At 60.3% G+C, this 14,255-nt stretch carries 7 protein-coding genes; 1 reads left to right on the top strand and 6 read right to left on the bottom strand.

The window, feature by feature from the left end:
• Positions 1-62 precede the first annotated feature (62 nt).
• The gene (locus tag U1A53_RS14350) at positions 63-2,720 is read left to right on the top strand and encodes a hypothetical protein (protein WP_322281962.1); all 2,658 of its coding nucleotides are present in this window, start codon (positions 63-65) and stop codon (positions 2,718-2,720) included.
• 83 nt (positions 2,721-2,803) lie between these two features.
• Here U1A53_RS14350 and U1A53_RS14345 read toward each other — a convergent pair whose 3' ends face one another.
• From U1A53_RS14345 to U1A53_RS14320, 6 genes are all read right to left on the bottom strand, one after another.
• Entirely contained in the window at positions 2,804-5,218 is a 2,415-nt protein-coding gene (locus U1A53_RS14345; protein ID WP_322281960.1) for a hypothetical protein, read from the bottom strand.
• 205 nt (positions 5,219-5,423) lie between these two features.
• On the bottom strand, positions 5,424-9,542 hold the full coding sequence (locus U1A53_RS14340; protein WP_322281959.1) for a hypothetical protein: 4,119 nt from the start codon (positions 9,540-9,542) through the stop codon (positions 5,424-5,426).
• A gap of 195 nt (positions 9,543-9,737) precedes the next feature.
• Entirely contained in the window at positions 9,738-10,322 is a 585-nt protein-coding gene (locus U1A53_RS14335; RefSeq protein WP_322281957.1) for a transposase, read from the bottom strand.
• 90 nt (positions 10,323-10,412) lie between these two features.
• Positions 10,413-12,446: a vWA domain-containing protein gene (locus tag U1A53_RS14330; protein ID WP_322281955.1), complete on the bottom strand. Its 2,034-nt coding sequence runs from the start codon at positions 12,444-12,446 to the stop codon at positions 10,413-10,415.
• Between the two features lie 119 nt (positions 12,447-12,565).
• Positions 12,566-13,483, bottom strand: a complete 918-nt coding sequence (locus tag U1A53_RS14325; RefSeq protein WP_322281953.1) for a DUF58 domain-containing protein — start codon at positions 13,481-13,483, stop codon at positions 12,566-12,568.
• Positions 13,484-13,667: 184 nt separating this feature from the next.
• Positions 13,668-14,150 (bottom strand): hypothetical protein, encoded by a 483-nt coding sequence (locus tag U1A53_RS14320; RefSeq protein ID WP_322281951.1) that lies wholly within the window; start codon positions 14,148-14,150, stop codon positions 13,668-13,670.
• Positions 14,151-14,255: the final 105 nt, after the last annotated feature.

Here is a 14,255-nt window from a genome sequence, read left to right as displayed (position 1 = left end):
CCTTGACGAATCTTGACGGCGCAGCCTTGACCCGACTCCACCGCATCCCGTAGTCTCGCACCATGAACGGCCTCTGCCGCCTCTCGGCGCTCCTCCTTGTCTTCACCGCAGCGCTGCATGCGGAGAAGCCAAAGATTGTCACCCGCAGCTTCATCGTCCCGCCCGATTTCCTATCCATCGGCAAGCCCGATCCGGATTCTCCCGCTGATCCTTTCGCCGCTGGCCAGCCCACCCCTGCCGACGGCAAAATTCCGCGTCAATCGGCCAAACAAGTCCTCGAAGCTCAAGGCATCACCTTTCCCGAAGGTTCCAGCGCCGCCTTCAATCCCGCCACCGGCCTACTCATTGTCACCAACACACAGCCCAATCTCGATTTAGTCGAGGCATTCGTTGACCCGAATCCGGCTTTCTTTCCCGCCACCCTCGCCCATCAACTCATCATCCTCGAAGGTCCGGGAGAACTCATTCGCACAGCCAACGCGGCCGCATCACACACCGCCGACGCCCGAAAAGAGCTCACCACCCTGCTCGACTACGCGAAAAATCCAGGCTCCAACGTCCGCGTCGTCGCGGATGCCTTCCTCGAAACCAAGTCCGGCACCCACAGCACCACCACCGCCGTGCGCGAGCACGTTCACGCCACCGACCTCAATCTCGACTCGAAAAGCCGCGCCACCGCCTCCTGGGACATGCGTCCGCTCGGCCTCACGCTCGAAGTCGAGCCCACGCTGAGAACCGACGGCATCACCATCGAAAATAGCATTGTCATCAAGTTTCATCCCGTCACACCGCACCTGCGTCAGCTAACCGTCACCGAGCCGCTCACCGGACGCGATGCCGAGTTTCCCTTCTCCGTGACTGCCGGGGCCGAGTTCATCACCTCGCTCGTCAGCACCAGCGGAGCCACGAAGCTCATCGGCGTCACCAAACCCGTCGGCCTCGCCGATGAAAAGGCTGATGTCCTCTGGGCCGCCTTCCTCACCAGCACCATCCGACGTGTTCTACCATTGCCAAAAACAGAACCACCGCAGATGCCCGCACCACAGGGCATGGTTTCGATCACCTTGCACGCACCGCCCGGATTGCTCGAATCCCTCATGGAAACGACCTCGCAGCCTTTGCGTGAGTGGCTAGAGAAACAACAAGGCGTCCCCTTCCCTCCCGGAGCCTCGCTGGAACAAAAAGGCGACCATCTCCATGTCACCAACACCTCCGCCATGGTCGAGGCCATTGGCGCTCTGATCTCCCACGCCGAATCCGTCGCACCGAAAACCATCGCTTTCACCCTGCACTCCATCGAGGCACCCGAAACACTCCTGCGTGACCTTTCCCGGCAATCCACCGCCACAGGCGCTGACGACACCGCCATGTTCACCGCAGCGGAAGCCGCCATCGCACGCGGAGAGGCCCGTTACATCAACTCCCTCTTCATCGAAACCAAATCCGGCCTCCGCGCCTCACACGAATCCGTGCGCGAGCATGTCTTCATCTCCAGTTTCGACCTCAACGCCCAAAACCAGCCCGAGATCACCTTCGAGACGCGCAAAGTCGGCTCCATCTTCGAGGTCGAGCCCGTCATCAGCGCGGACGGCCGCACCGTGGAGCTCAATTTCAGCCACGAACTCCATCCCGCCCCTCCCGAGACACGCGGCGCTCACTTTCGCGATCCCGCCTCCGGCCAGCGTTTCGCCATGACCGCCACCGACTTCCATGTCCTCAAAACCACCAACGGCCTCAGCATCACCAAAGGCAGCACCAAACTCATCTCCCTCCATCACCCGACAGGCCGTGATACCGAAGGCAAACTCTGGGCCACGTTCTTGCACTGTGCTGTGGTGCCGCACATTCCAAAGCCCCCTGTTACCCACAACTCTGCGGGAAAAACCATGCCTGTGGTCGATCCCAAGGCTTGGAACATCAAACGATTCCGGGTTCCACCAGATTTCCTCTCTTCCGGACTTGGGGCACCAAGGATCACGGCCAGAAGCGTGCTTGAGGCACAGGGGGTTGAATTTCCTGATGGGGCCAGTGCGGACTACAAGCCATCAACGAACACAATGATCGTTAGAAACACCAACGAGAATCTCGCCTTGGTGGCAACGTTCGTTGATGACATCTTGGTGAAGCCTTCCCCGACTATCATCTTCACCACCCACGTCCTCCAGGCCCCAGGCCCGTTGCTACGCCGCCTCACGGCTCAATCCGCCGGCAAAAGCAACCACCGTGCCGAGCTCGACGAACTCCTCGCTGCCGTGAAGAAAGGCGACGCGCAATCCCTCGGCACGAACCGCATCGAGACCAAATCCGGCGTCCGCGCCATCACGCAACAAGGCGCAGAACACACCGCGCTCGCTGACGTGCGCATCAGCAAGGAAGGCTCTCCCGAAATCATCACCGAGACCCGCAACGTCGGCTACAGGGTCGAACTCGAAGCCATAATCGGTGCGGACGGACAAACAATCGAACTCACCATCGCCCCCGAGTTCCACACCGCCGCGCCCTTCGAGCATCGCGAGCACATTCTCGACACGCAGGGCCGGAAACTTGAATTCCCGCTCACCGATTACCATGCCGCCAAGGTCAACACCGGTATCACCATGCCCGACGGCACCGTTCGCCTCCTCTCCCTCTACAAACCCACCGGCAAACCCGAGTTCGAGAAGGAGGACATCCTCCAGGCCATCTTCATCACCTGTGACGTGTTGCGTGTGGGTGAGTAGGAACCAACCCATCGCTGCTCCGTAGTTCCGGCTTTAGCCGGTCCGACTCAATGCACCGGCTAAAGCCGGAACTACAAAACGGCTCACTCCTCAAACTCCGTGTAATGCCTCTTCCTCAGCGGCGGCGTCACGGCGGCCTTTTGCTTCCAGGTCGTCGCAATGAGAAAATCCTTCTCGCAGCCGATGCCGTCCTGATAACAGCTCGCGAGCGTCTTCATCGCCTCGACCACACCTGCCTCAGCGGCGGCCTTGATGGCGGCGAAACCGGTTTTGCGCTCCTTCGTCGTCTGGCCGTGATTCAACAGCACCATGCCGGCGAGATTCTTCGCGGGCGGATGCTTGTCCGCCACGCGTGACAGCGTGTCATAGACCTGCTGCCAGAGCGAGGGATCGATCTCCGCCTTCCGCCAGAGCAGATGGGCGGCGAGATAGGCCTCCAGCGGATGCTTGGAGCGGCTCATGAACGACAGCACCAACGCACCGGCCTTCGGAATGTCCTGCGGCACGCCACGCCCCTGAAACAGCGCCTCGGCATAATAGAACCGCGCATCGCGCCGCTTGCCGGTCTCGAAGGCCTGCTGATACAGTGCCGTGCTGCGTTTTTCGTCGCGTGTGAAGCCATAACCAGCCGCGAGCAGATGCCCCTCCAGCAGCATGGCGGACACACTGCCGCGCTCCGCGAGCTGATGCACCGGCTCCGCCCATGCCACATCAAGCCATTTGCCATCGGCGAACAACTGCCGGGCCATGTGATCGCACAGCGTGTCTGCAAACGGCCGCCAGAACGTCTCCTGCGGAAACTCATACACCGCGTTCATCAGCGCGGTGAGCGCCGCCTTGAAGTCCTGCGTCTCCTCGATGCCACGCATCTCACGCACGATCTCCAGCCGCGCTTCCTCTAGCTGCTCCTCACGCGTGAAGGCCGGCCTCAGCTCACGCAACGATGAGGCGCTGACAAACTGCTCCTTCGCAGGCAGCAGCTCGGTCAGTTCAATCGTGTCATCTGCATCCGTGATGCGCCACTTGCCGGCCTCATCACGCTGCACCGAGCAGGCGAGCACGCCTTTGCCGCGCGCAATGCGCTCTCCACGCTGCACCTCGAACTGGAACGGCTGGGAAACCTGGATGCGGTCAAAGTTCTCCACCTCCGCCTTCGCTCCGGCGGCCACGCTGATGCGCCGCAGCGGCCAGCGCACACGCATCTGCTCCTCCAGCCGCAACAGCGCATCCATCGGCGCATGATCGAGCATGAAGAACTTCCCCTGCCCCGCGGCCACGTGATCCAGCAGCGTCGCCACGGAGACTTCGTTCCATGAGCGGATGAAGGCCACCGCACGATCCATCGCCGCCTGTTTGGCGGAGAGCTTGGCCTCGGCACGCGAGTCGCCGAGCGTCTTCGCCTTTTCATAAGCGACCAGCGCCAGCTTGATGTCCGGCACCGTGCCGTTGCCGTGCTCATGCCGTTCGCCCAACGGCATCCAGGCCGATGCCTCCCCGAGTTTCGCCGCCAGTTGAAGCTGCTTGAAGGCGCTTTCGGCATAGCGCGCCGGATTGTCCGCATCATCGATCACGCCCACAAAGTCACGCAAAGCCTCACGACTGCCGCCTTCCACGGCCTGTTGCAGCAGAAACACCACTTCCTCGCCAAACTCACCGGAAGCTCGCAACGCGAGAGCAAGCTGATGCATCGCCCACACATGCCCTTCCTCAGCAAGCGGCATCAACAAATGCGCGGCCAGCATCGGCGCACCCGCACGCAGCAGATCCTCGCAAGCGCGAATCGTCGCCTCCGGCGAGAGATTGGAAGGCACTGTGGTCACTGGCACCACCGGCTTCACCTCGACGACTGGCGATGACGAGACCTGATCCAGATGCTGCTGCCAGTAGATGATCGCCGCGATCATCACGCCGCAGACCAGCAGGCCCGTCAGCAGCAGTGGCGATGACTCTTCCTCGTCCTGCTTGGGTTCTGCCGCAGCGGGCGCTTCCAGTTTTTGCTTGGGCTCCGGGACCGCCGCAGGCTCAGGTGGCGTTTGCACAATCACCTCCGCCACCCGTCCTCCCCCGCGCGGTTTCAAGGAAGTCGGTTGCAGCAGGTAATCACGACGAGTGGCGCGAGCACCAGCGGCAGAATCATTCGTTTCGCCTCCGGTGGCAGCTTCCATCACCTCCGCGTCCTGCGACGGCTTTTCATCCTCTTCGGAGACGAGATCGACATCAATGACCTCATCAGCGATGCCGAACTTGAATGGCACATCCACCTCCAGCTCTCCTGCCGTCACGCCATTCACCGTGAAATGCGCCACCGCCGCCGTGGCAATGATCTGAAAGGTTTTTTCTCCCGTCCGATACAGCACACAGTGCTTCGGCAGGATGCCCACGCCATCGAGCGCGATCTCACACTCCGGCGCGCTGCCAAGAGCGAGCGACGAGAGCAGCGGACAGGAAATCCGGTGCTCGCCATCTTGAGTGCGCAGTGTCAGAACCGTCAACGACATCGGCGCGGAGTATGATGACCAACGCGGGGGCGTCGAGCCTGCATTCCGACAAAGAATCTCGGACTTCCTTACTTTCCAGCGTCCACCAAAGCAGCCGTCTCACTCCATGAGACGAGCCTTGCGCTCCCGCAGACATCCTTGCCGCCGAAAGTCGTGATCGTTCTCGCGGATGAATCCGCCGTGCTCATCACGCGGAGCATGATGGCTACTTCCCAGCGCCCAGCTCTTTGTAGTAGCGCTTCACGAGGTCGCGGAACTCAGCAGGCACCGGATCGCGATCCACGGGTGCGAGATTTTTACCGGCGTCCTTCTTCGAGAGTTCTTCAACGACGCGATCACGCAGTTCGATGAGTGGTTGCGTGATGCGCGTGTTCAAAACCGCGACCTGCGGGGCTTCGTTGCTGCGCTTGAGGTTGATGCGCAACTCACGCGCACGGTCGAGCACCTTGGCGGCTTCGTTGCGGAGTTCGGGGTTGTTGAGAAGCTCCTCCACATTGCGCAGGCGGTCGCTCCAGCGGTCGTAGCCGTCGCCGGTGAAGACATTGGTGTCGGGCTGCTCTTTGGAATCGTCGAAGAAGAGAGATTCGGAAAGAGCACCGCCGTTGATCTGCGGTCGAGAGCGGTCGTTGTCGGAATCGCGGTCACTGGTGGGGCCGCCAGCGATCTGGTTGTTGTCGCCCTTGTTATCGGAGCGCGGACGCCCTCGTCCGCTCTGATTTTGATTGCTAGCATCGGCCGTTTGTTGCTGTCCCTCACCACGTCCCTGCCCTGCTTGCTGACCTTTGCCTTGCCCTTCGCTGGGTTGTTTGCCTTCACCTTCACCAGGCTTTTGACCGTTGGGTGAGTTGGCGTCGGCCTGTTGGCCCTCGCCCTTGCCTTGTTCGCCGGGTTTTTGGCCCTGCTTGCCTTCACCGGGCTGCTGGCTGCCTTCGGCCATCTTGGGATCTTGGCCTTCGCCTTGGCCCTGGCCTTTTTCACCAGGCTTTTGGCCGTCCTTGGCTTCGCCCTGGCCTTTTTCACCCGGTTGCTGACCTTCTTTACCTTCGCCGGGTTTTTGACCGTTTTGCGCGGTCTTGGGATCTTGCGGCTGTCCTTTGCCTTGGCCTTGTTCACCGGGTTTTTGATCTTCTTGGCCTTCACCGGGCTTTTGGCCATTCTCGGCCATCTTGGGATCTTGTGCTTCGCCCTGGCCCTTGCCGGGTTCTTTTCCCTCTTCGCCTTTCTGGCCGGGTTGTTGGCCTTTTTCAGCAGTCTGGGCGTCTTGGGCTTCGCCTTCGCCTTTTTCGCCGGACTTTTGGCCTTTGGGTTCGGACTTGTCGGACTTCGCAGAGGCTTGCTGGGCACCTTCTTGACCCTCTTGACCTTTCTGCCCGCCCTCCTGTTCCTGCGCTTCCTTGATCAGTTTATCGAGTTCGTTCTTCGCGACACGCAACGCCTCGCTCTCGCTGCCTAGCACGCTCTCAGCAGCCTTCTCGACTCCCTTTTGCAATTCCTCGACCGCGTTGGCTGCTTTGCGTTCGGCGTCCTTGGCTTCAGCGGCGCTGCCGTAGCGGAGTTGGTCGCGGGTTTCTTGGAGGTTCTCTTCCAGGCCACTGGTCTGGGCTTTGCGCACGGCGTCGTAGAGGTTCTTGTGCAGCAAGGGCTCGCTCTGCTCGGACTGCTCGCTGAGCTGGCGCATGTTGTTGAGGAGCTTTTCGACGTTCTCCTGCTGTTCGGTGACCTGACGGGCCTGCGCCTGATTTTGCAGGCTCTGGGCGATGTCGCTTTCGGCGGGCTTTTGGTTTTCGAGGGCTTCGCTGATCTTCTTCTGCGCCTCGGCGGCTTGCTGGGCCTGCTGGCGGAGCTGCTTCATCTCGTCGGCGAATTTCTTGCTCGTCTTCTGACGGAAATCCTCCTGCATCTTCTCCAATTCGCGCTGCGCACGCGTGGCGGAGTTGGCGGCGTCGCTGAGTTGTTCTTCCTTGAGCTTTTCGGCAGCTTCGTTGACCTGCTCGCGGGTCTTTTCGAGCTGCTCCTTGGCCTCTGCCATATTTTGCGCGTTCTCAGGTTTGTCCATGCGCTCTTTGAGGTCGTCGAGATCGCTGAGGAGCTGTTCCTGCTCGGCCTGGAGGCGTTTGAGCTGGTTTTCGAGCTCTTGTTTCTCTTCCTCGGTCTTGGCCTTGGCGAGCTGGTTTTGCAGCTCCTTCATTTTCTCGGCCAGCGCTTCCTGACGGCGAGCGAGTTCTTTGAGGCGGTTCAAAACTTGCAGGTTCTCCTGCTGCTCGGCGGTTTGCTCCTCAGTGGCGGCTTTCTCTTCTTCGTAACGCTGGTCCTGCTGCTTCAGCTCAAGATCCATGATCTGGTTCTTGTTCGCCTGCTGCGCTTCGCCGGGCTGTGGCGGGCTGTTTTGGCGCATGACCTGATGCTCGCGGCTTTGCGCGCGATGCAGCCATTCGAGCGCGGTCTGCTCAAAGGTGAGCGCTTGATTGAGTGGCGAGCGTTTTTTCTCGGCGGAGGCTTGTTGAAGCGGCGGCTGGGCATCCTTGAGGGCTTTCCAGGCTTCGGTGAGGGCTTGTTTGATCTCGGCGTCCTCGGCCTCTTCCATGCCTTCTTTGACCTGCTCAAGCGCGATGCCGACGGACTCATGCACGACGTCGATGTCAGGCGTGGCGGCTTCGATGACGCGGCCCGCGTTGGTGTCGCGGATGATCTTCCAGGTGGCGTTGACGATCTGCTTCACGAGATCGACGAGCTTGTCGCTTTTGGGCTTGGGTTTGCCGGGTTCGCTCGGCGGGGCTTCCATCTCGCGAAAGATGTCCTCAAAGTGGCGCACGTCGGCGAAGAACATGTCGCTCATGCTGCGACGCACCTCGCCTTTGGGACCGGTGTCCTCGGCCCAGAGGTAGTAGCTGACGAGTTGGCGCGGCTGCGCGTTTTCTTTTTCGAGCGTGAGATCGGCACGCACGTCCTGCTTCTTCTGCGGCGCGGTGACGGCATGCTTGAAGAGGATTTCTTTGCTGTTGCCGTTGATGCTGAAAACCGCGCCGGATTTCGTGACACCGAGGTCATCCGAGATTTTGGCTTCGACTGGAAGCTCCTGAATGCTGGAGACTTGCAGATCGCGCTTCGGGAAGACGACTTCGATCTTCGCAAGCTGATTGGATTGGACAGTGACGGTGAACCACGGCGGGTTTTTGTTCGCACGCTCGGCCTCGTCCACGAGATGGAGACGGTATTTCTGAGTCTTCTCGGCTGGCATCGTGGCTTCGAGCAGTGTGGGATCGGTGGCGCTGGGTTTGAACTCGATGACGGTCTTATCCTCGCCAAATAGCTCGGCGGCGGTGAGATGCGGGGAGAAGGGATCGGCCTTGGTGAGTGGTTTGTTGACCTTGATCTTCCAAGCGATCTTCGAGCCTTCGAGCGCGGTGACTTTCTGCGTGTTCTTGGTCTCTTTGGCAGGAAGCTTCGTGTATTCGGGCGGCGTGACGATCACGTCGCTGCGAACGAGCGCGGGATAGTCGAAGACGGTGAGGGTGTGCTGCTGTGATTTCTGATTGGCGAACTCGACGTGGTATTTCGTGTCGCGCTCCACTTTGGCGATGAGGCCGCCGAAGACCTGCTCATCCACGGTGAGGCGCATGGGCAAACGGTCGCGAATTTTGCCATCGGCCCCGCTGACAATGAGCATGGCATCGGCGGGCACGGGGCCTTCGAAGCGGGCTTCGATGATGAGACGGGAGTTGCGCTCGACCTCGGCGTCGCCGGGTGTGAGGATGGCTTTGAACTCGGTGGCCTTGGGCGCGGCTTCGTTTTTCTGACTCGCGATTTTTGACTTCGTGTCTGGCGTGCTGAGACGCAGTGCGATGTCAGTGGCGAGGAACGCGACGACAGCAATCCACGCGGCAGCGAGGGCGCGGGTGTAGGGCTTGTTGGCGACGGTGATGGGCCAGTTCTGCGTCGCGGCACGGGCAAGGGCATGGTCGATGAGGCGCTCGTGGAGGAAACCGGCGGGTTCGTCAGCGTCCGGCTCATGCTCGATGGCGGTGAGGAGCAGCGAGTCGAGCGAAGGATGCTTTTGCTCGATGACGCGGGCGATTTCGCGGTCGCTACAGATGTTGCGTCGTCCTTTGAGCCAGGCAACGAGCGCGAGCGCGATGAGGCCGAGCATGGACCAGCGATCAAGGCGCTTCGGGATGGTGTGACCATTCAGCGTGGCCAGCAGAAAGGCTCCGCGCACGAGAATGCCGAGCGCGAAGACAACGGCGAGATGGCGGAGGAGTCGCGCGCGACGCAGAGCCTCGCGAACTTCAGCAATGCGGGCGTCGAGGATGGTGCGTGCGATCATGGTGGTGGGATTAACGGTGGCAGCAGCAGGATTCGTGCGAACGAGGCGACAGCAAAGTGGTCCGCACAGTCCTCTGTGCGGGTGCGGCAGGCTCCTGGTGGACCTCACGCAGTGTAGTTCCGCACGAGGACGGCTCTTGGAGAATTCGGAGTCCTGAGTGTTTGCGGAGCGCCGCACAGAGGACTGTGCGGACCACTATGAGGATGTGCGCTGCCATAGGATGAACTCGTGGGGTTTGAGGCGGGCGGTGACGGGGTTTTTGGCGATGTAAGCCCGAAACTTGCCAAAAGACGCTTCGTTGCGGACAAGATGGTCGAAACTTTCGTCCTGCCAGAAACGACCGCTGCGGTTCAGTGCCTCATTAATTTGGATGGCGGTCCATTTCTTCCAGGATTCGACCTGCTTGAGCATGGCCTGACGAGGAAGGCCACCCACGAGCAGATGCACATGATTCGGCATGATGGCGTAGTCGCCCAAGGTGTAGCGGGTGGCGTCGAGTTCCTTTTCCAGAGCACGGGCGAACTGACGAAAGTCGTCGCGGGCTGCTTCGTCGAGCATTTCGAAGTCGAAGCGCCAGTCCTTGGCGACGGGATTGATGTCGTGGGCGAGCAGCCATGCATCGCGTTCCTCGCGCCAACGCAGCCAGATTTCGCGGGGGATGGAGTCGGCGGTGCGCCAGGTGATGAAATAGGTGGCGTTGGCTTGATCCCAGTGGGGAAGATGGCCGTGGGTGATGGTGACCTTCGCAGCAGGATTGAAGAACTGAAAGGTGGTGGACATAGAGTGGTCCGCACAGTCCTGTGTGCGGCGTGTCGATGGCTGTTTAGAAGAACTCCAAAGAAGATGCGCGCATAGAAAGTGGTTTTGGGATCATGCGGTGCTTTCTGACGTGGCGGAGCGCCGCACAGGGGACTGTGCGGACCACTTTGCGCGGCCAGCAATGGCTGTTTCGAGCAAAAGGACGGCCAAAAGAGTGACCAGGAACCACCACCAGAGATTTTGGCGTTGTTCGGTGTCGGTGGCGGTGAGGCGTTGATCGGTAGTTTCGCTGGCGGCGGCGGTGTCGGAGGTGCTGGAGAGCTTGATGCCGTATTCGGCGAGCTTTTGCGGTTCCAGAGGCAGGACGCGGCTTTCGTCGGGCGGGAGATTGACGGCGATGGTTTGGGTGCGCGTGGCGCTTTGGACCTTGTGGAGACCGATCTGGCTCGTGGTGAAGGTTTCGCCGGGTTTGACGCTGTGCGTCTTGTTTTCGGGATCGGTGATCGTGTGAGCCTGCGTGGCATCGAGCGGCAAGGAATCGCCGACGAGCAACGTGGCGGCGGGATCGTGACTGAAGCCGGCGGCAGCGAGCCAGCCGTAGAGGAGCGGAACGAATTTCGTGCTGAGGGCGAACTGGCTGTCGCCAGGATGCCAGCCGGAGGCGAGGACGATGAGCGTGCCTTTGCCGATGCGGGCGCTGAGGATGGCGGGATGGCTGTTGTCGAAGGTGGCGAGTGTTTCGAGCGATGGATTGGCCGTTTTGATCTCGATATGGCGATGCTTCCAGAAGCGGAGTTTGGTGAAGTCGCGGAGTTTGGGATCGACGAAGGGTTTCAGCAATGGGTGCTCGGTTTTGACTTCAGCGAGCATGCGATACTCGTCGCTGGTGTCGGCGGTGACAGTGAGGTCGAGGCCGGTGAGCGTTTTGAGCAAGGTGGCGTCCGAAGGCACGGTGACGAGAAACCCGCCGCGCTCGATGTAGTCGCGCAGGCCGTCTGCGGGAGCGCTGCCGACGATGAAAAGGATGTCGGCGGGTTGAGCGGGGAGTTTTTCGTCGGCGGTGAGCACCGGCGCGAGCGTGGCAGTGGGCTGGAGGGCGCGAGCGAGGTAGTAGAGCGGCGCGACGGCTTCGTTGCGGGTGGCGTCTTTGCCGAGGAAGTGGATGCGCACGGTACGCGGCTGCGGCGGGGCGATGAAGATACGGTTGTCGAAGTCGTGGGTGTCGCCGGTGAGGGTGAGCGTGGTGGCGTTGGTGGAATTCGGCGGCGCGGTGAGGATGCGCGAGGCTCCGGGCGGGATCTGCGCGGTGATGGCGTCGGTTTTGGGCGCGCCCTGCCAGACGAGGGTGAAATCGCGGAGGGCGGAGTCGCGGGTGTTGCTCAAGCGGAGGCGGACAAGAGTGTCCGCGCTCCCGTCTTGCTCGCGGGCGGCAAGGACGATGCTGAGGTTGTCGTTGGTGGCGGGATCGAGGCGGTGAATGCTTAGCGTGAGTTCGGCGGGCCAGGCGATGGTGCGGAGGGCGTCGAGCTTGGTGCCTTCTTGAAGATCGGAGATGAGATGGATGCGTTTTTTGAGCGAAGTCGTGCTTGAATCGAAGCTCGGCACGGCGGCGATGAGAGCGCGGTCGAGCTGTGTGGCGTTCCAAGTGGGCGTGAGGGACGCGAGACGTGTTTGGATGGCCGTGAGGCGATTCGCGGGTGTGTTGCGATCTTCCTCGAAGCTCCACAGCGGTGTGAGTTCGCGATCAAAGACGGCGAGCGCGATGCGGTCGGTGAGTTTGGCGGCTTTGAGCTGCTTTTCGGCTTCGGCTATGGCTTGCTTCCACAAGTCAGCGCGACGCATCGAGGCGCTGCGATCGAGGAGGATGAGCGTGGCGCTGTTGGGCGATGCGGCTGCGGTGGATTCGCTTTGAACGAAGGGCCGCGAGAACATGAGTGCGAGCAGGATGAGCGCGAGGCAACGCAGCAGAAGCAGCAGCCAGTTTTCGAGGCGGCGCTTGCTGACGGGCACGGGCGTCTGCGCATCAAGGAAGAGCAGCGAGCTGAACTCCACGCGATCCTGCGGCGGACGACGACGCAGATGCAGCAGAATCGGCGCGATGATCGCGGCGGCACCGGCGAGGTAGAGTGGAAAGAGCCAGTTCATGGGGTGATGTCGGTTCGAATCCTTCTCCTCCTCTTCCTCCTACTCCTCCTCCCTGAAAGCGAGGGCTGATGGACGCTCAAAAAGGGAGGAGGAGTAAGAGTAGGAGGAAGAGGAGGATTTCATGCGGCAGCGCGTGGGGCGGAAGATTTGGAGGCCTTCTTGCGCTGACGGGCGCTGAGGAAGTCGAAGAGCACTTCTTCCAAGGGCTGATCAGTGGGGCAGAAGTGGTATTCGACGTTGTGGCGGTCGGTGGCGGCTTGAATCGTGTCGCGATGGGTTTGAAGACGCTTGAGGTAAGTCTCGCGGGCGATTTGCGGGTCGATGAAGCGCTCGGTGCCAGTCTCAGCATCGCGGAAGTGGGCGGATTTTTCGAAGGTGAAGTCGATCTCGGCGCGGTCCATGAGGTGGAAGATCACGAGGTCGTGGCCCATCGCTCCGAGGAGGGCGAGCTGTTTCTCCAAGTGCTCGATGGGCGCGAGGAGATCGGTGATGAGGCAGATCATGCCGCGTTTGCGCAGCAGGTCGGCCAACTGGCCGACGGAGAGATCGAGTGAAGTGCCGACGGCCTTTGCCGGGCGCTCCAACTCGGTGATGATGCGGCGCAGATGGCCGGGACGATTGCGCGGCGGCAGATGCTCCTCGATGCCATCCGCAAAGGTGGTCAATCCAGCCGCATCGCCCTGCTTCATGAGGAAGGATGCGAGCGTTGCTGCCAGCGTGGCCGCGTAATCGGCCTTCGTGAAGCTCTGCGAGCCGTATTTCATCGACTTGCTGTGATCGATCACGAGCTGGCAGCGCAGGTTCGTCTCGTCCTCGAATTTCTTGATGTAAGTCCGATCACTCCGCGCCAGCACCTTCCAGTCGATGTAGCGCGGATCGTCGCCTTGGACGTAGGCGCGGTACTCACTGAACTCGACAGAGAAGCCGTGATACGGGCTGCGATGCATGCCTTTCCAGAGTCCCTCGACGACGACCTTGGCTCGCAGTTCGAGCGACTTGATGCGCATGAGCGCGGCGGGATCGAGGAAGGCGGACATGTGTGTATCAGGGATAAGGAAGCGCCGCCATAATAGCCAAACAATACAGATGAACTAGTCGAGTATTTCAGCCAATCCGGGTCCTGGCCCAAGAGTGAACAGCGAGTGAGTTAAAAAAGGCCTTCCGCTCGAATCCACTGACACGTTGATTGCCTGTTTGAGCAACTCGACGTCGTTTCCACGCTTAACGCCACAAAACTTCTTCGATGCCCGCAACTAAAGGCAGAGACATGCGCCGAATATCAGGTTTCGTGCCACCGAAGAATGCTTTTTTCTCACCCATGTAGACCGGTGTATGGTTGCCCAAAAAAGCATGAGCCAAAACATTCGCAAATTCCGGATCTGGCTTCGCATCAGGGCCACGCATTCTCAACAACTCGTGGAGAATTAATTCATGAAGTGCTACCAACAGAGGAACAAAAGCATCCTGCATTTTCACTCCTATAAAAATTCTATCGTCCGGCCCAAAGGACATGGTCAGCGCGGTAAATCCCCTATCACCAATTGCCGAGCGAAGTGTTGATGATTTTATATCTGCAAGCAAATAAAGCGCGCTCAAAATCCGCTCTCGAGTCGTCGAGTCACCGTAGTTCCTGATTTGATCAAAAAATGGACCCGAGTCCGCCACCAACTGTTGTAGGCCGGCGTGGGTAGGTGTGATGATCATGTTAAATGCTTATGCAAAGAATCGTTTTACGCAAGAACTGACTAATTCAGCGTCTTTTTGTCGAAACCCATTATAAACCCCATTCAGAGTCCCCGGATTTTGAGA

Source organism: Prosthecobacter sp. (genome assembly GCF_034366625.1).
In the GTDB taxonomy this organism is placed as follows: Bacteria; Verrucomicrobiota; Verrucomicrobiia; order Verrucomicrobiales; family Verrucomicrobiaceae; genus Prosthecobacter.
Note: the sequence above shows the minus strand (reverse complement) of the source record. Positions and strands in the feature narration are given on the sequence as shown.